At 62.6% G+C, this 17486-nt stretch carries 13 protein-coding genes and 1 pseudogene; 9 read left to right on the forward strand and 5 right to left on the reverse strand.

The window, feature by feature from the left end; genetic code table 11:
* Positions 1-2: 2 nt before the first annotated feature.
* The 4 genes from AWB67_RS06835 to AWB67_RS06850 all read left to right on the forward strand — a co-directional run bounded on the left by AWB67_RS06835 (position 3) and on the right by AWB67_RS06850 (position 8627).
* Positions 3-2546: a fimbria/pilus outer membrane usher protein gene (locus AWB67_RS06835; RefSeq protein WP_235025060.1), complete on the forward strand. Its 2544-nt coding sequence runs from the start codon at positions 3-5 to the stop codon at positions 2544-2546.
* On the forward strand, positions 2543-3517 hold the full coding sequence (locus AWB67_RS06840; protein WP_087655481.1) for a Csu type fimbrial protein: 975 nt from the start codon (positions 2543-2545) through the stop codon (positions 3515-3517). The genes AWB67_RS06835 and AWB67_RS06840 overlap by 4 nt, the downstream gene beginning before the upstream one ends.
* Positions 3518-3733: 216 nt before the next feature.
* Positions 3734-7684: a response regulator gene (locus AWB67_RS06845; RefSeq protein WP_235025061.1), complete on the forward strand. Its 3951-nt coding sequence runs from the start codon at positions 3734-3736 to the stop codon at positions 7682-7684.
* Between the two features lies 1 nt (position 7685).
* Complete coding sequence (locus AWB67_RS06850) at positions 7686-8627, forward strand: diguanylate cyclase (protein ID WP_087655482.1); 942 nt, start codon at positions 7686-7688, stop codon at positions 8625-8627.
* A gap of 63 nt (positions 8628-8690) precedes the next feature.
* Here AWB67_RS06850 and AWB67_RS41760 read toward each other — a convergent pair whose 3' ends face one another.
* Entirely contained in the window at positions 8691-9539 is an 849-nt protein-coding gene (locus tag AWB67_RS41760) for a response regulator (RefSeq protein ID WP_087655483.1), read from the reverse strand.
* 382 nt (positions 9540-9921) lie between these two features.
* Between AWB67_RS41760 and AWB67_RS06860 the strand changes: the two genes are divergently transcribed.
* The gene (locus tag AWB67_RS06860) at positions 9922-10413 is read left to right on the forward strand and encodes a hypothetical protein (protein ID WP_087655484.1); all 492 of its coding nucleotides are present in this window, start codon (positions 9922-9924) and stop codon (positions 10411-10413) included.
* Positions 10414-10528: 115 nt separating this feature from the next.
* Here AWB67_RS06860 and AWB67_RS43155 read toward each other — a convergent pair whose 3' ends face one another.
* The 3 genes from AWB67_RS43155 to AWB67_RS06870 all read right to left on the reverse strand — a co-directional run bounded on the left by AWB67_RS43155 (position 10529) and on the right by AWB67_RS06870 (position 12751).
* Complete coding sequence (locus AWB67_RS43155) at positions 10529-10891, reverse strand: LysR substrate-binding domain-containing protein (RefSeq protein WP_327365435.1); 363 nt, start codon at positions 10889-10891, stop codon at positions 10529-10531.
* Positions 10837-11421 (reverse strand): LysR family transcriptional regulator, encoded by a 585-nt coding sequence (locus AWB67_RS06865; protein WP_327365437.1) that lies wholly within the window; start codon positions 11419-11421, stop codon positions 10837-10839. Before AWB67_RS06865 ends, AWB67_RS43155 begins: the two co-directional genes overlap by 55 nt.
* Before the next feature lie 154 nt (positions 11422-11575).
* Positions 11576-12751: a phytanoyl-CoA dioxygenase family protein gene (locus AWB67_RS06870; RefSeq protein ID WP_087655485.1), complete on the reverse strand. Its 1176-nt coding sequence runs from the start codon at positions 12749-12751 to the stop codon at positions 11576-11578.
* A gap of 91 nt (positions 12752-12842) precedes the next feature.
* On the opposite strand from AWB67_RS06870, the gene AWB67_RS06875 reads away from it, so the two are divergent.
* Positions 12843-13886 carry a LacI family DNA-binding transcriptional regulator gene (locus tag AWB67_RS06875; RefSeq protein WP_087655486.1) on the forward strand — a complete coding sequence of 348 codons (1044 nt, stop codon included), beginning with the start codon at positions 12843-12845 and terminating at the stop codon, positions 13884-13886.
* 55 nt (positions 13887-13941) lie between these two features.
* Here AWB67_RS06875 and AWB67_RS06880 read toward each other — a convergent pair.
* Positions 13942-14332 (reverse strand): annotated as a pseudogene (locus AWB67_RS06880) (porin); the annotation flags it as partial.
* Positions 14333-14701: 369 nt separating this feature from the next.
* On the opposite strand from AWB67_RS06880, the gene AWB67_RS06885 reads away from it, so the two are divergent.
* The 3 genes from AWB67_RS06885 to AWB67_RS06895 are packed head-to-tail and all read left to right on the forward strand — an operon-like array spanning position 14702 to position 17468.
* The gene (locus tag AWB67_RS06885; protein ID WP_087655487.1) at positions 14702-15673 is read left to right on the forward strand and encodes a nitrilase-related carbon-nitrogen hydrolase; all 972 of its coding nucleotides are present in this window, start codon (positions 14702-14704) and stop codon (positions 15671-15673) included.
* A 23-nt stretch (positions 15674-15696) separates the two neighbouring features.
* Positions 15697-16629, forward strand: coding sequence for a GlxA family transcriptional regulator (locus tag AWB67_RS06890; RefSeq protein ID WP_087655488.1), 933 nt, complete (start codon positions 15697-15699; stop codon positions 16627-16629).
* Positions 16630-16652: 23 nt separating this feature from the next.
* Positions 16653-17468, forward strand: a complete 816-nt coding sequence (locus AWB67_RS06895; protein ID WP_087655489.1) for an AraC family transcriptional regulator — start codon at positions 16653-16655, stop codon at positions 17466-17468.
* Positions 17469-17486 lie beyond the last annotated feature (18 nt).

Consider the following 17486-nt stretch of genomic DNA (forward strand, 5'->3'; position numbering starts at 1 on the left):
CCGTGCGGAGGCGCTCGCCGCGTCCCTCCTCCCCTGGCGCGCTGTGCTGGACCTGGACCGTCTGCGCACTGGCGGCCGGAGCGGCGCATGCGCAAGAGGTTGAACAGCACGCCGTGCTGGACGCGCAGTTGCTCGCGCAAGTGACGCCGCCGTCGCTCGCGATCCCGCCTTCCGCGCCGATCCCCGCCACTGCGCCTGCTCGCGGCGAGCTGTATCTCGAAGTCACGATCAACGGCGCGTCGACGCAGCAAATCGCGCAATTTTTCGCGACCGACCAGATGATCTACACGACGCCGGGCGAGTTGCGCGTCCTCGGCATCCGCACCGACGACCTGAGCGCCGATGCCAACGGCCGCGTGGCGCTCGGCCTGATCCCGGGATTGCGCTACACGTTTCGTCCGGAGCGTCAGCGTATCGACCTGCAGGTGACCGACGAGCGACGCGTGCCGGCGGCGCTGCGCAATGCGTCGCCGCGCCCGCCTGTGTCGGCAAGCGGCACGGGCCTCGTCTTCAACTACGAGGCGAGCGTGCAAACCAACTCGCCGACGCAGTACGGCCTCTACAGCGAGCAACGCTTCTTCTATCCGGGCGGCATTCTCGACAACACCGGCACCGCCTACTGGTACACAAACCAGCATCGCTACGTGCGGCTCGACACCTCGTGGAGCCATTCCGATCCCGATTCGATGGTGACGACGCGTGTCGGCGACACGATCTCCTCATCGCTCGCCTGGACGCGGCCGGTGCGCATGGGCGGCGCGCAAGTCTCGCGCGACTTCGGGCTGCGGCCCGACCTGATCACCTATCCGGTGCCGACGCTCGCCGGTTCGGCGGCTGTGCCAAGCGCCGTCGACCTCTACGTGAACAACGTGCGCCAGTTCAGCGGTGCGACGCCGTCCGGGCCCTTCGTCATCAATGCCGTGCCGACGATCAACGGCGCGGGTGAGGCCGTGATCGTCACGCGCGACGTGCTCGGCCGCAGCGTGATGACGACGGTGTCGCTCTACATCGATTCGCGCCTGCTGTCGCCGGGCCTGACCGACTTCTCGGTCGAAGCGGGGTTCGTGAGGCGCAACTACGCGCTGAATTCCTTCGACTACGCGGGCGAGCCGTCGCTGTCGGCATCACTACGCCGGGGTCTCACCGATCATCTGACGCTCGAAGCCCACGGCGAGGCGACCCGCGGCGTCTATAACGGCGGCATGGGCGTACTGGTCGAAGTCGGGCGCGCGGGCGTTTTCAACTTCTCCGTCGCGGGCAGCGCGGGCAACGGCGGGAACAACGCGCCGCCGCCCAATTACTACGGGAGCGGGTTTGTCGGCGGCGGCTTCGTGCCGATCGGTGTGAACACAGGCATCGTCAACAACGGCAACCCGACCGGCGCCACCCCGACTCCCGGCGGCAGCGGCGTGCAAGTGGCGGCCGGCTGGCAGTGGCGCTTGCCGGAAGTGTCAGTCGATCTTCAGGCGCAGAAGGCGTCGCCCCACTACAGCGACCTCGCCTCCGCCGAGGGCACGCCCGTGCCGCGAGCGACCTATCGCGCGACGGTGGCCGCGCCGTTCCGCGTCTTCGATTTGTCGAGCACCGCGAGCGCGAGCTGGGTCGGCCTGAACGATCCGTACTACGGCAACTCGAAGATCGGCTCGCTCGCCTACACCGTGACGTTGCCGCGCAGCATGTCCCTGTCGGCGAGCGTCTATCACGACTTCGGCGATACCAAGAACACCGGTTTATTCGTCGCGCTGAGCTTCCCGCTCGGCGGCGAGATCAACGCGAGCGTCGATGTCGGTTCCGATCACGGCAAGCCGCTCTTCGGCGCCGCCGTCACGAAAACCGCCGATTACGGCGGCGGCTTCGGCTGGCAGGTCCAGACGTCGCGGCAGAACGACGTGCAGCAGTCGCTCGCGCAGGGTGGCTATCGCGGCAAGTACGGCGACCTGCTCGCGACCGTCGCCAACGTCCAGTCGCGCGTGTACGGCGAGCTGGACGCGTCGGGCTCCTTTGTGGTGATGGCCGGCGATGTGCTGGCCGGACGCCGCATCGACGACGCGTTCGCGCTGATCTCGACCGATGGCGTGCCGAACGTGCCGGTGCTGCACGAGAACCGCGTGATCGGCGAGACGAACGGCGCGGGTCACCTGCTGGTGCCTGATCTCATCGCCTACGAGCCGAACCATCTGGCGATCGATCCGCTCGGCCTGCCCGCCGATACCACCGTCGCCACGACGCAGCTCAACCTCGCGCCGCAATCCCGCGCCGGCGTGCTCGCGCGCTTTCCCCTGCACGGCTTCTCGGGTGCACAACTGCTGCTGGTCGATACTGCCGGCAAGCCGCTGCCGCCGGGCACCGTGCTCGCGCATCAGGGAACGGGCAAGCGCTACGTGGTCGGCTACGACGGCCTCGCATTCGTCGACGACTTGCGCGACGCCAACACGCTTCAGGCGACGCTGCCGGACACATCCTGCGAAATCGTCGTGCCGTTCGCCGCCAAGCGCAACACGCTGCCGACGATCGGGCCCTTGACCTGCAAACCGGAGGCCCGATGAAACGGTGCATGTTCGTGCTTTTCATCGTGCTCGCCGTGCTCTGCCCCATCAGCGGGCACGCGCAAAGCTGCACGGGCAGCGCGTCGAACCTGAATTTCGGGTCGATCAGCCCGGTGGCGGGCACGACGACCGGCGCCTCCTCGACGATCACCATCCGTTGCACCGGCTTTCCGCTCGCGCTGCCGGTGCGCGCCTGCGTGAACCTCGGCGTCGGCAGCGGCGGCACGACCTACGCGCCGCGGATCGCGCTGAACGGCTCGTCGCAGCTTCAGTACAACCTGTACGCGGATTCGGCCGGTGGCATCGTATGGGGGTCGCGCCGCACGACGAGCTACAGCCCGGTCGCGGTCAATATCCCGCTGACGTCCAGCGGCGGCACTGCTTCAGGGAGCGCGACGCTGACCGTGTACGGCCGCGTGCCCGCATCGCAGCCGGACCTCGTCGCCGGCACGTACACATCGTCTTTTGCAGGCACCGCGCAGGCGGAACTGGATTATCAGCAATACGTCATTGCCGCGCCGTCGTGCGCCACCATGTCCACGCCTGCGCTCGCGCTGCCCTTCACCGTCAGCGCGGCGGTGATCAACGACTGCACGATCTCCGCGACCAATATCAACTTCGGGACGGCGGGCGTGCTGAGCACGACGCTCACGGCCACCGGAACGCTCACCGTGGCCTGCACGAACGACGACGTGTATTCGATCGCGTTGTCACCCGGTACCGGCAGCGGGGCGACGGTCGCGGACCGGCGCATGACCAAATCCGGCGGCAACGAGCAAGTGCGCTACCAGTTGTATCGGAACGCGGCCGGCACGATCGCGTGGGGCGACGGCACCAACGGCACGAGTACCGCGACGGGCGAAGGCACTGGCACGAGCCAGTCGTTCACTGTCTACGCGCGCGTCCTGCCCCAGACGACGCCGAGCGCCGGCACCTACGTCGACACGATCATCGCGACAATTACGTATTGAATCGCCGATTTCGCGCTCCGGCCGGCGGGTCGAACGGTCAAGCTGAAAGGAATATGCCCTCCTGTTCGGCAGATCGGCTGGACGCAACGATCGTTATCCTTCACGAGTGCGCAAAAGCGCCTCGACGGGGATTCGGAAAGAATTACGTCGATCGAAAGTCGAACGTCGAGCCGCAGTGAGCCGACGGCGCCAGAACCAACCGCAGGAGATGTGTACTTGTCGATTCGCCAGTCTCTTACCTTCCGCATAGGCGCGTTCATCGTCTTCGTCTGTCTCGTGCTGTTCGCGATGGACGCCTGGCGCAGCCTGGCGTCGCGCCGCGTGCAACTGGCCGAAATGACGTCCGCGACCGCGAATCTCGCGCGCGCGATGGCACAGCACGCGAACGACACGATCAAGGAAGCGGATACGACGCTGATCGGCATCGTGGAGAGGGTCGAGCAGGATGGCACGAGCCCGGCCGCGCTCGACCGGCTCCATCGTTCGATGGTCTCGCGCGTCAAGGAGCTGCCGCAGCTCAACGGCCTCTTCATCTACGACAGCGACGGTGACTGGATCGTCAACTCGCAAGCGGAACTGAATCCGAAGCTCAACAACTCGGATCGCGAGTACTTCATCTTTCATCGCACGCATACGGACAAAAGCGTGCACATCGGCCTGCCGGTGCGCAGCCGATCAACCGGAAAATGGGTGCTTCCCGTGTCGCGCCGGCTCGACGGACCGGGCGGCGAATTCGCGGGTGTCGCGCTCGCAACCCTCGACATCGATTTCTTCTCGCGGTTCTACGACAGCCTCGATGTCGGCGAAGCCGGCGCGACCGCCTTCGTGACCGATGGCGGCATCATGGTCGTGCGCCGCCCGTTCGAGGAGCGCTTCATCGGCAAGAACGTCACGGATACGGTGCTCTTCCGCAGCCATCAATCGATGGGAACCTCGGGCTCGTTCATCTCGAAGTCGTCACAGGATGGCGTCACGCGCCTCAACAGCTTCCGTAGCCTCGAAGACTATCCGCTCTTCGTTTCCGCCGCGCTGTCCCGCGACGAAATCCTTGCCTCCTGGTGGCACGACACGCTCTGGCACGCCATCGGCACGAGTTTGCTGGTGCTGGTCCTCGCGATCTTCGGTGTTCGCCTCGTGCGGCAGGTCACCGCGCGGACCAAGATCGAACAGGAGCTGGCCGCCAGCCTGGAAACGACGCGCGCAATTCTCGACACGGCGGTCAATCCGGTCATCACCGTCGACGGCAAGGGCGCGATCCGCTCGTTCAACCGGGCCGCGGAAAGCGTGTTCGGGACGACGGCGCAAGGCATCGTCGGCCGAAATATCCGCGCTCTGGTTTCAACAGGCTCGATCGATACCTATAACGAGTACATCCGGCAGTTCATGGGCGCATCCATCAAGGCGACCGCGAGTTGCGAGGTCCTTGGCCGACGCGTGGACGGCAGTTCGTTCCCCGCACATGTATCGACCGGGTCGATGGACGTCGACGGCGACCGGCAGTTCGTCTGCGTCATCACCGATATTTCGCAGCAGAAGCAGGAGCGCCGCGAACTCGCCGATGCGCGCGACCAGTTGCTGCTGGCCGCCGATCTGGCGGAGCTCGGCATCTGGTCTTTGGACGTAACGACGGGCGCGCTGCAATGGAACGCGCGCATGTTCCAGATCTATGAGCTTGCGGTGTCCGAACTGGGACGCCCGCTCCACGTCGACGACTGGACGGGACGCGTTCACGCCGACGATCGCGATACGGTCGCAGCGCGCCTGCAGGCTGCGCTCGAAGGCGAAGCGGAATACCTGCCGCCGTTCCGGATTGCGCTTCCGGGCGATCGTATCCGCTACGTGCAGAACGCGATCCGCACGCATCGCGATGTCAACGGCAACGTCGTCACGGTAACCGGCGTGAGTCACGACGTGACCGACCAGCACGATCTGGAACTGCACCTGCGCACGGCCAAGGAACGCGCTGACACGGCGAGCGCGGCGAAATCCACGTTTCTCGCCAACATGAGCCACGAGATTCGCACGCCGATGAACGCGGTGCTCGGCATGCTGCATCTCGCGCAGATGACGAGTCTGAACCGCCGTCAGCGCGACTACGTCACGAACGCGGAAACGGCGGCGAAATCGCTGCTCAGCCTGCTCAACGACATCCTCGATTACTCGAAGATCGAAGCAGGCAAGTTGCACCTCGAACCGCATCCGTTCGAATTCGAAACGGTGATGCAGGACCTCGGTGTCGTGCTCGCCGGCAATCAGGGAACGAAAGACGTCGAATTGCTGTTCGACCTCGATCCGCGCCTGCCTGCCATCACCACCGGCGACAGCCTTCGTCTGCAACAGGTGCTGATCAACCTCGCGGGCAACGCGCTCAAGTTCACTTCGCACGGTCAGGTTGTCGTCAGCGTGAAGCGGCTTGAAGCGCTGGACCGCGCGGTGACCGTGCGCATTTCGGTGAGCGACAGCGGCATCGGCATCAGCGACGAGCAACTGAGCCGCATCTTCGATGGCTTTACTCAGGCCGAAGCCTCGACGTCGCGCCGCTTCGGCGGATCGGGACTCGGGCTCGTGATCTGCAAGCGCCTGATCGAGTTGATGGGCAGCGAATTGAAGGTCGAGAGCCGGCTCGGCGAAGGCAGCCGCTTCTGGTTCGACGTCGAACTCGGGACCGAAGTCGAGCATCAGGCCGTCCCGCATCATGCTGCGGCCGAGGTCGAGCGTCCGGTGCGCCTCCTGATCGTCGATGACAATCGCATCGCCGCGCAAGTCCTGTGGCGCACGATCACCGCGCTCGGCTGGGAAGCCGATATCGACTACAGCGGTATCGATGCCGTCGAGCGGATCGCCGACTATTCACGCAAGGGAAATCGCTACGACATGGTGCTGATGGACTGGCGCATGCCGGATCTCGACGGACTGAATGCAGCTAAGCTCATCAACACGCAGCATTGCGACGGCTCGCCTCCGGTCGTGATGATGATCACCGCCTATGGCCGTGAGGTCCTCGCCGAAACGCAGGACCATCAAGCGGCGCCGTTCGCCGGATTTCTGACCAAGCCGGTCACGCCGAAGCAGATCAAGGCCGCCGTGCTCGATGCACTGGCCGGCGAGAACGTGCAGCGGCCCGCGCAGCCGGTCGCCGCGACTCGGCGCTCGAACCGTCTCAGCGGACTGAACCTGCTCGTCGTCGAGGACAACGCGCTGAACCGCCAGGTCGCCGAGGGCTTGCTGGTCGCGGAAGGCGCGTCGGTCCGCATCGCGGAAAGCGGGCAAGCCGGTGTCGCCATGGTTCTGGACTCGGGCTCCACTTTCGATGCCGTCCTCATGGACATTCAGATGCCGGATCTCGATGGTCTCGAAGCCACGCGGCTCATCCGCGAGGATGATCGATTCGCGAAGCTGCCCGTGATCGCGATGACCGCAAACGCATCGGATACCGACCGGCAAGCGTGCCTCGATGCTGGCATGAATGATCACGTGGGCAAACCGATCGACGTCGAACGGCTCGTCGCCGTGCTGGTCGCGCACGCCGCTTCGTCGCAAGAACGCGCCGAACCGGTTGCATCGAACACGGTATCGGACCATGCGCTCATCGAGCCGCGCGATTCGATCATCGCGCGCTTCGGCGGTAACGTCGAACTGATTCGAAGCGCGTTGTCGGGCTTTCTCGCGCAGGGCGAGCAGCAACTGACGCAGCTCGCCGACCGCGTCGAAGCCGAGGATGCGCCGGGCAGCGCATCGATCCTTCACGCGATCAAGGGCGCTTCGGGAACCGTGGGCGCGCGCGGTCTTTGGAAGCTATCGAGCGGGCTCGAGAGAGAACTGCTGGATGGCGGCGCCATCGCAAGCGTCGCCGAAAACCTCGCCTATCTGCGGCAGCTTCTCGAAGAAAGCGCTCGCGAGCTCGCCGCTCGTTTCACTGAAGAGCCGACGCGTGTCCCCGCTCAGCCGATCGATTCGATCGAACCTGGCGAGTGGCAAACGCGAATGCAAGAAATACTTCATCTGCTGGAATCGTCCAACCTGCAGGCGATTTCGCTTTCGGAAGCGCTGTCGTCGCAAACGCCGTCGGAGCAGCGGCCGGGGTTCGACTCTTTCCTCGCCCGCGTCAGGGCACTCGACTTTTCGCGAGCCTCCGCGATGGCGCGCAACTTGCTGGAGCACGTTTGAGATGGACGATTTTCTGCATAGCTGGCAGCTTCACGCAAACCGGCGTCCCAAACTGCTGATCGCCGATGACCAGCCCGTGATCATCCGCGTGCTGTTCGAGTTGTTTCGCGAAAGCTGTGACGTGTTCATGGCGACGAGCGGCGCGCAGGCGATTCAGGTGTGTCAAACCGAGATGCCCGATTTGATCCTGCTCGACGTGGTCATGGATGACCTCGACGGACACGAGGTCTGCCGGCGCCTGAAAGCGGACCCGACCACGAGCGGCGTGCCCGTGATCTTCATCACGTCGCAGGATCAGGAAGACGACGAGGTCAAGGGTCTCGAACTCGGCGCCGTCGATTTCATCGTCAAGCCGATCAATCCGGTCGTCACGCGCGCCCGCGTGCGCACTCATCTGACGCTCAAGCTGCAAGGCGATCTGCTGCGTGCGAGCGCGCTGCTCGACGGCCTGACGGGCGTCGCGAACCGCCGCAAGTTCGACGAAGACTTCCAGGCCGACTGGCGGCATTGTATTCGCGAGAATGCGCCGCTGTCGCTTGTGATCGTCGATGTGGATTACTTCAAGCGCTATAACGACCGTTACGGGCATCAGGCGGGAGACGGTTGCCTGAAGGCCGTCGCGCGGGCGCTCTCGGAGACGTTGCGACGCCCCTACGACACCGTCGCGCGATATGGCGGCGAAGAATTCGCGTGCCTCTTGCCTAAGACGGCCTTGCCCGGCGCGGTCAATATCGCCGAGCGCATGCTGGCGGCCGTGCGCGCGCTGGCGATCGAACATGTGGCGTCCGCGGTCGAGCCGTGGGTGACGATTTCGCTTGGCGTGGCATCGGTCGCACCGGCTCGCGATCTCTCGCCCGCCGGCCTGTTGCGCGCCGCGGATGACGCGCTGTATGCCGCCAAACTAGCCGGGCGCGCTCGGGTGAATGTCGCTGTCGGCGCGTAGACGCCAAAAAGCGAGGCAACTTTCATTGCCTCGCTTCTTTTGAGCTTCAGATCGGTTCAGGCTTTAAGAGCGATCGGTTTGCGCAGCGCTTACGAAGAGCGTCGCCGCCTCTTCCTCGGTCTTGCGTTGGATCGCGAGTGCGTTCTTGACGCGCTCACGGAAAACCACCGCATCGAACGGCCGGAAGATGACATCGGATGCACCGAGGTCGAAGGCGCGGCGCTCGATCTCGGCGTCGAACGCTTGGCCGAGAACGATCACCGGAACGTCGCGCTGAGCACGCGACAACGCTTTCAGCACGTCCGTGCCATGCGTATCCACGTCGAGCAGGATCAGGTCGAAACGATGATTAAAAGCGAGATTCAATGCGGCTTCACTTTCGCGCGCGAATTGCAACTCGCCGATGTCGGCCAGTGTTTGCAGCAATTCCCGCTCGGCGGCGTCACCAGCGACCAGCGCCAGCACATGCGCAGGCGATGCGGCATCCGTCGCCTTTGCTCCCTGCGAGCGTTGGCGCTTGCGCAGCTGCGCATGCACCCGCGCTTGCAATTGCGAGGCGACGAACGGTTTGGTCAGGTAGTCGGCGGCGCCCATTCTGAGCGCGTCGAGTTCCAGCGCGGGAGCATCGTGGCTCGTTACGAAAATCACGGGAACGTCCTTGAGTTCGGGGTCGTTCTTCAGCACCTCGCATACGTCGAAGCCGGTCATGCTGGGAAGATTCGCGTCGAGCAGGATTACGTCGGGCTTGCACTCGCGCGCGAGCGCCAGCGCGCCTTCGCCGGTCGTCGCGAACCGTTGATCGGGGAAATCGACGAGCAGTTGACCGATGAGGCGGATGGTCGTGACATCGTCGTCGACGATCAGGATGCGCGCTTTTTGCGCCAAGAGGCGGGATGCGACCGGTTCGTTCATTGGTTTACCGTCAAGTTTGTTGGAAGGCCGGGCCCGGTGGACGAACGCCAGGCACCCTTTCATCCATTATCGACTCGAAGAGGCCGGTCAATCCGTCAAACACCGGTGGGAAACAGGCCTATTTCGCGTCGAGTATCAGGGAGATTTGTCGCGGCGCTCGAGGTTAACCGCAATTGCCGGCCGTCGCCAATTTGCCTTAAAAACACCGGCTCGTTCTGCCCCTTTCGCGTTAGTGCGGCAACGCAACAGTATTTTGCAATCTGAAGGAATGTGGGTAACAATGTGAACCGCTTCCGGAAGGATATTGGGTGCCCATAACACTTCGGAGTCTTGTTTAAACGACACATCGGCGAAACTCATCGCTTACAGGAGATCGAAGTCAATGTTCGAGCGTTTAATGCAGGTCAACGCGACGTCGGGCGAATCGCAGGAAGTGGTCACTGCACGCAAAATAGCCGCGATCGTGGCGACACTGACCGACGACACTACCGGGTTTTCGAAGTTCGATCATCGAACGCTTCCCGCGAGCTTCCCGACCAAACTGATCGGTTATATGCACGGATTCAGCGCCACGATCTGCGCCGCGTGGCGGGTCGATAAATCTGAGGTTTCGAGCGCCGCTACGCGGTTTGCGGCGAGTTGCATTTTCCCGTTCATCGAGGCGCATGACATCGACCGAATCGTCGATCAAATCGATTCCGCTACGGAGTTTTCTGTCGGACGCGAAGCGGGTCTTGCGGACGGAGAAAGTTACGTCACCACGGGACGCAGAGGAACCGCGTTGATCGACTTGCTGATGGATCAACGTGGCGGCGAAGCGACGCCTGAGAGCGCGTTGTCGCAACGCGAAACCTGCACGAACGTTTCTGCTTGAAGAATGGCCCGCTCTTTTTGACAAGAGCGGGCTTTGAGTTCACGCACGCGGGCGATCGCCTTCCCAGGCGCGCTGAAGAAACGCCCTGAGCACTATCGAACCGCATGCATGCGGTTCAAGCGGTCCAGTGCCGTTCGTATTCGTTGAGCTGGAATCGCTCGATGGGCGCGTCGATTAAGAGGCGCACCTTCACTGGCAAGTGGGCTCGTGTCTGGAACGCGATGTTCATCGTGAGCCGCGGGAGGTCCCGGTCATCGAGTACTGGAATGAGGCGGCCGGCCTTCAAGTCATCGTGGACGATGTATTTCGGTTGAACGAGGATGCCCATGCCATCGAGCGCGGCCACTCGCAGGATCTGGGCATCGTTCAATTCGAGCAGCGCCTTGATCTTGACGGCGACGGTGTCCCCATTGCGTTGAAACGTCAATTCGCGGGGATTGTCGGCGAGGTCGTAGTTGAGCAGTTTGTGCCTCGCCAACTCCGCCGGAAAGCACGGCGATCCATTGGCTTCTCGATATAGCTCGGCGACGCAGCCAGGATTCGACGTGTCGCTGCGAGTCTTCTGATCGTGATGTTGCTGTCTGCTTCGAATACCTTCGTCCGGATCGCGATGTCGACGCCGTTTTCGATGATGTCGTAGTAACGGTTGGCCGCGATGACGTCCGCCGTGCTATCCGGATAGCGTGCAGTGAAGTCTGGAAGCATCGGGGCGATATGCAGCATGCAAAACGATAGCGACGCAGTAACGCGAAGCACACCGCTCGCCCGCACGACGGCTTCCTTGATGATCGCTTCGGCTTCTCCAAGATCGGCCAATATCGACTTGCATCGCCGATGAAACTCGGCGCCGGCCTGGGTCAGGTAGTGATTGCGCGTGGTCCTGCGTACGAGCGGAACGCCGAGCCGCGCCTCGGGCAAGATCAGGTAACGGCTCGCGGCTGAAATCGAGAGATCCACTGCTTCCGCGGCCCTGCTGATGCTGCCGGACTGGGCAACCTCGACGTGCAACTAGAGTTCCTTGAACTGGTCCATACCCTTCTGCTACCTCGTGATTGCTCAACCTAAGTTCGCTCATCGTGGTCACGATGCCGGTCTCATGGTAGCCCACGGGTTTTATCTTTTTGACTCTAAAAACTATCAATAACACATCAAAGATTTTGATTTATGTGGCCCGTTTCCATGCGTGCTCCCTCAAGCGACGAGACAGTTCGTTGAGATCGCAATCGTCATGAAGTGCGCGTTGCATCAGTTCGCTTTGGCTTTGCGGAGCCAGACCGCCTAGCGGCGGATCGCGGTCGAGATTGGTCGGAAACGGGTAGCCTTCAGCACACGCTGCGAGGGCTGCGGCGACCTCGGTCGGCTGCATGCGTTTGCTTCGCAGACGCTCGCGCAGCACGGGATAGACCGCTTCGCACATGCGCGTGCGATCGAGCGTCTCCATCGCCCGGCCGAATGCGGAGGAGATCTGGAGCAGGTTCGCGACGCGGTGAATGTCCGCCGTGACGTTCGAGCCAGCCGCGTGATGGAGCGCGGGGCTGAAGAAGATTGCGTCGCCTTTGGCGAGCGGCGCCTGCACATAGTGGCGTTCGAAATAGTCGCGAAAGTCCGCCTTTCGCCACGCTGCGTATCCCGCAGCATACCGTTGCGAAAACGGCAGAAGCTTCGTCGGACCGCTCTCTACAGGCATATCGCTGTGCGCGACGGCCCCTTGCAACGTCAGCAACGCGGACATCCCGTGCACGTGCGCGGGGTAACGCTCAGCGCCTTCCGATGACTGGAATCCAAGGTGATAGTCTCGATGAGGCTGCTGAGCTTCCCCGCCCGGTCGAACCACGTTCACCTGCGACGTCATCTGATAGCAGGGCCCAAGCCATGCCTCGGCTGCCGCCATCAAGACCTGATTCGAAAAGTATTCTGCAAACACTTCAGGCGCTGCGAGGCACAGTTTTTCCTGTGCATTCCAGATGCGGTCGTTCGCGCCGGCTTTTGCGAAATGGTCGCCTCCTTTCGAGCCCTGCGCCTTCTCGCTTCGAATGATGGATTCGAAGACCCGCGTGGCGTCGTCGACGCATCGGGTATCGGCGAATGCTTGCCGAAGGATGAATACGCCGGCGCCCTCGCTCAATACCCGAACCCACTCGGCCTGCAACCGGGACCGTTGCACGTCATCGCTCAGAACGCCCGCGAGGTCCGGACAGTGGTACACCGGGATTCGCTCGACAACATCGGCCGCGTATCGCGTCGTGCCGACGTCATCTTCGGCAAGAACCTTCACGAAATCGTCCAACCGGCAATCAAGTTCGCGATACCAGCCGCCGCTCTGCGGATCGTGAGTCATCTGCGTCTCCATTTTCGGATGTAGGATAGCGCCCAAGAGATGCATCGGCATGGGAAAAAGCCATCAAAAAACTATCAAAAGGAGCGTGGAGATGGCGCATCGCTTCCTGATCAAGGAAATTGCGCTTCAGGCGGGTCTGGGCGTGGCAACCGTCGATCGCGTATTGAACGATCGTGCTCATGTACGCGAGCACACGCGCCTGCGAGTCGAGCAAGCGATCAAGGAACTCGAGAAACAGGAACTGCGCCTGGCAACGACCGGGCGGAAGCTCTTCGTCGACGTCGTCGTCGAGGCACCTGCCCGCTTCGCCGACGAGATCAAGAGCGCACTCGATGCCGAATTGCCCATTTTCCAACCGGCGACCTTTCGACCGCGTTTCACGTTGCGCGAGACGATGTCGACATCGGACGTGCTCGACACATTGCATACGATCGGCCGGCGAGGAAGCCACGGCGTCTTCCTGAAGGCACGCGATGTTCCGGAGATTGCGGAAGCCATCGGTGAGTTGCAGCGTCAGGGAATACCCGTCGTCACGATCTTTACCGATATTCCGCTATCAGGGCGCGTTGCGTATGCGGGACTGGACAACCGCGTGGCCGGTGCCACGGCCGCGTATCTCGTCGGGCAATGGCTCGGGCCTCAACCGAATACTGTCTTGATCACGATGAGTGATGGACATTTTCGTGGCGAGGAGGAACGCGAAATGAGCTTCCGGCGTGCGTTGCGGACACGGCATCCGCAGCTCAAGCTAATCGATGCCAGCGGAGGACACGGCCTCGACGGCCCGACCGAGGAGCGGGTCCGCAAAGTCGTGAGCGCGGAAACGAGCATTGCAGCCGTCTATTCGATGGGCGGCGGCAACACCGCCATACTCCGCGCACTGGAAGCACGAAAGCAGACTCCCGTGTGCTTCATCGGCCACGATCTTGACAGGGACAACGTTCGGCTTCTGAGAGAAGGCAAGGTCCAAGCGATCTTGCACCACGATCTCCGACAGGACATGCGCTACGCATGCCAGCACGTCATGCACTTTCACAAGCTGATGCCAGCGACGGCGGTGTCGTCTTCATCGTCTGTCGTCGTCGTGACGCCTGAGAACGTGCCGGATTACATCGCAAGCAGATTGCGTTTGTGAAGCGGGTTGAGACGCTGCGGAGCCCGATAGCGAATCGGGCTCCGCGCGCGGTTCTTTAGAAGCTTGTTGCAAGGCCCGCGACCACACCGACTGGCTCTTGCCATAGTTCGGATTGGAGCTGGATGCGCTGCCGTTCGCGGGGTCGTCGTGTTCGGGCCATACAGGCCGCCATTCAGACCGAGGTTCGACGTCGAACTGTTACGCACGTAGCCGAGTTCGGTGTAAAGCAGCGTGCGTTTCGACAGCGAATAAGTCCCGCCGAGCGTGAACAGCGTCGCGTTACCGTTACCGTCGTTGGCGTTCGCGTGGTACACCGCTCCGGTGATGGCGAGAGCGGGCGTCGTCTGCCATATCGCACCGACCCACTCGTGATTCACCGACGTCGGCAGCTTGGTGCCACCCGGCAGCGCCGACACATCGCCGGTTCCGAAGTAACCGCCAGTTGAGAGAAGCAAGGGGCGTCTGCGCCTTGAGGTTCGTCAGGCTATAGCGTTTCGATGTGTTGTTGTCGGCTGCCTGAGCTACTGATGTCGGGTAGTCGCCGACTAAGCTTGTCACGCCGGTGCGCGAACGCCTCGGTGGCAATGACAAACACGGCGTGCGGCTTGCCGACATAGGACCAGCTTCACGGCCGCGGAACGTCAATTAGTTGCATCGCGAATCATCGCGAAGTGCGGACTCATGTTGCAAGTTTCGATTCCCTACCGGTCGCCCGCGAAGATGACCGAAAAAGGTGTACCCTCGACCTACGGTCACCCAGTGGTGTGTGTAATCTCGTATTCATCGAATCCGCGAAACTACCGAGGAACACCACCATGACCGTCATCAAAGCCGCCGCAGTCCAGATTGCCCCCGTCTTGTACAGCCGCGAAGGCACCGTCGAAAAGGTCGTGAAGAAAATTCTCGAACTGGGCAAGAAGGGTGTGCAGTTCGCCGTCTTCCCGGAGACGGTGGTGCCGTATTACCCGTATTTCTCGTTCGTGCAGACGCCCTTCCAGATGGGTGCCGAACACTACAAGCTCCTTGAGCAGGCCGTGACCGTTCCCTCCGCGACCACCGATGCGATCGGCAAAGCCGCGGCGCAAGCCAACATGGTGGTGTCGATCGGCGTCAACGAGCGCGATGGCGGGTCGCTCTACAACACCCAGTTGCTCTTCGATGCCGACGGCACGCTGATCCAGCGGCGCCGGAAAATTTCCCCGACCTATCACGAGCGCATGATCTGGGGCATGGGTGACGGTTCCGGTCTCAAGGCGGTCGATAGCGCCGTCGGCCGGATCGGCCAACTCGCTTGTTGGGAACACTACAACCCGCTGGCCCGCTACGCGCTGATGGCCGATGGCGAGCAGATCCACGCGTCGATGTATCCTGGCTCGTTTGCCGGCGATCTCTTCACGCGGCAGATGGAAGTCAGCATTCGCATGCATGCGCTGGAATCGGCCTGCTTCGTCGTTAATTCGACCGCATGGCTCTATCCGGAGCAGCAGGCACAGATCATGGCCGACACGGGTTGCCCGATCGAACCGATCTCCGGCGGATGCTTCACCGCGATCATCGATCCCGAAGGCGAGATACTCGGCTCCCTGACCGAAGGAGAAGGTGAAGTGATCGCGGATCTGGATCTGTGGAAGATCGACAAGCGCAAGCGTCAAATGGATTCGCGCGGCCACTATAGCCGTCCCGAACTCCTGAGCCTTTCGATCGACCGCACGCCACGCTCTCACGTCGAGGAGCGCAATGCGCGGCCGAAGCTCGAAGCGGTCGCGGATGAGGAAACCGTTAGCTAAGCGTTAAGTGTGTCGGAGGCGTCATGCACCACGTAGGCCTTATTCTTTATCCCGACTTTCAGGTCCTGGGGCTGTCGATGTGCTCGGCTTTCGAACTCGCGAACAATGCGGTTGGTAAGCGGGCTTACGAAATCAGCCTGCTGTCGGAGCATGGAGGGCTCGTGCAGACGTCGGCCGGATTCGGGATCGACACGAAACCGCTCGTCAAGCGACCCTTCGACACCCTCATCGTCACCGGCTATAACCGCGACGTGCGGGCGTCGCCTGCGTTGGTCAACTATTTGCGTGAAGCCGAACCGTCGACCCGGCGCATCGGGTCCATCTGCACAGGTGCCTACATTCTTGCTGCAGCGGGCTTGCTCGATGGACGGCGAGCAACCACCCACTGGGAAAGTGCACGCGCTTTCCAGCGTCTCTTTCCGAAGGTGAAGGTAGAAGAGGATCGCATTTTCATCAACGACGGAAAGGTCTGGACGTCGGCCGGCATGAGCGCATGCGTTGACCTGGCGCTCGCCTTGGTCGAGCAGGACCTGGGGCACGACGTCGCGCGCCGCGTCGCCAAGCAACTGGTCCTCTATCATCGGCGTGCAGGCGGCCAATCGCAGTTTTCGGTGATGCTGCAAATCCAACCCAGGACCGACCGGATACAGGCCGCGCTGATCTACGCAAAGGACAATCTGAAGTCTGAGCTATCAGTCGATGATCTGGCGCGGGTCGCCAATTTGAGTCCTCGGCAGTTCCGTCGAGTGTTCCAGACGGAGACCGGCCAGTCTCCGGCAAAGGCCATCGAAAACTTGCGGCTGGAAACCGCCCGGCTGCTGATCGAAGGCGGTTACCGGACCGTCGACAGCATCGCGAGAGAAACCGGCTTCGGAGATCGGGAACGGATGCGCCGCGCGTTCGTGCGCGCTTTCGGTCAGCCGCCACAAGTCATTCAGCGGGCAAGCCGCGCTTGAGCACGCATCCACGGCCATCGATCATGAACCGACAAACACCGCTCCCGTCCCGTAATTGGGTGAAGCGCGCCGAGCCGATAGAAGGCATCGAGCGCATCGAGGCGTGCTTTCACGGCAACGCGTATGCGATGCACCGCCACGATACCTATGCGATCGGCCGCACGCTCGCCGGCGTCCAGAGCTTCAGTTATCGGCGCGGCCAGCGAAACAGCCTGCCCGGCAACACGCTCGTCCTGCATCCGGACGAGGCTCACGACGGCCAGGCCGGCACCGACGAAGGATTCCAGTACCGGATGATCTACGTCGAACCCGCGCTCTTCCAGGACGCGCTCGGCGGACGCGAACTGCCGTTCCTCGAAGGAGGCGTGACGAGCGATCCGCGCCTGGCAGCGGCGACCGCGACGTTGCTGCAGAACGTCGGGTACACGATCGAGCCGCTCGAACAGAGCAATGCGCTCGCCGAACTGGCGCACGCGCTAGCCGCAGTTGCCGGCACGCCCGTGAGACGCCCGAAAGGCGACTTCCTCGCGGCGCGACGCGCACGCGAATACCTGCACGCGAATTGCGCGCGCAACGTTACGCTCGACGAACTCGAGGCAGCAACAGGCCGCGATCGCTGGAGTCTGTCGAACGACTTTCGCCTGTTCTTCGGCACGAGCCCATACCGTTACCTGACGATGCGGCGCCTCGATGCCGTGCGCCGCATGCTGCTCGCTGGCACCTCGCTCGCTCACGCCGCAGCGGCTGCGGGTTTCGCCGATCAAAGCCACATGACCCGGCACTTCGCAAAGACCTTCGGGCTTACACCAGGGCGCTGGCTCCAGGTTGCGGGCGCCTGAAAACACCCACGATCGTTC

The organism is Caballeronia terrestris (assembly GCF_001544515.1).
Taxonomy (GTDB): Bacteria; Pseudomonadota; Gammaproteobacteria; order Burkholderiales; family Burkholderiaceae; genus Caballeronia; species Caballeronia terrestris.

Bases quoted from the DNA above. Each gene is read 5' to 3' on its own strand.
- AWB67_RS06840 (WP_087655481.1), top strand. From the start codon at position 2,543: ATGAAACGGTGCATGTTCGTGCTTTTCATCGTGCTCGCCGTGCTCTGC.
- AWB67_RS06850 (WP_087655482.1), top strand. From the start codon at position 7,686: ATGGACGATTTTCTGCATAGCTGGCAGCTTCACGCAAACCGGCGTCCC.
- AWB67_RS41760 (WP_087655483.1), bottom strand. From the start codon at position 9,539: ATGAACGAACCGGTCGCATCCCGCCTCTTGGCGCAAAAAGCGCGCATC.
- AWB67_RS06860 (WP_087655484.1), top strand. From the start codon at position 9,922: ATGTTCGAGCGTTTAATGCAGGTCAACGCGACGTCGGGCGAATCGCAG.
- AWB67_RS06870 (WP_087655485.1), bottom strand. From the start codon at position 12,751: ATGACTCACGATCCGCAGAGCGGCGGCTGGTATCGCGAACTTGATTGC.
- AWB67_RS06875 (WP_087655486.1), top strand. From the start codon at position 12,843: ATGGCGCATCGCTTCCTGATCAAGGAAATTGCGCTTCAGGCGGGTCTG.
- AWB67_RS06885 (WP_087655487.1), top strand. From the start codon at position 14,702: ATGACCGTCATCAAAGCCGCCGCAGTCCAGATTGCCCCCGTCTTGTAC.
- AWB67_RS06890 (WP_087655488.1), top strand. From the start codon at position 15,697: ATGCACCACGTAGGCCTTATTCTTTATCCCGACTTTCAGGTCCTGGGG.
- AWB67_RS06895 (WP_087655489.1), top strand. From the start codon at position 16,653: ATGAACCGACAAACACCGCTCCCGTCCCGTAATTGGGTGAAGCGCGCC.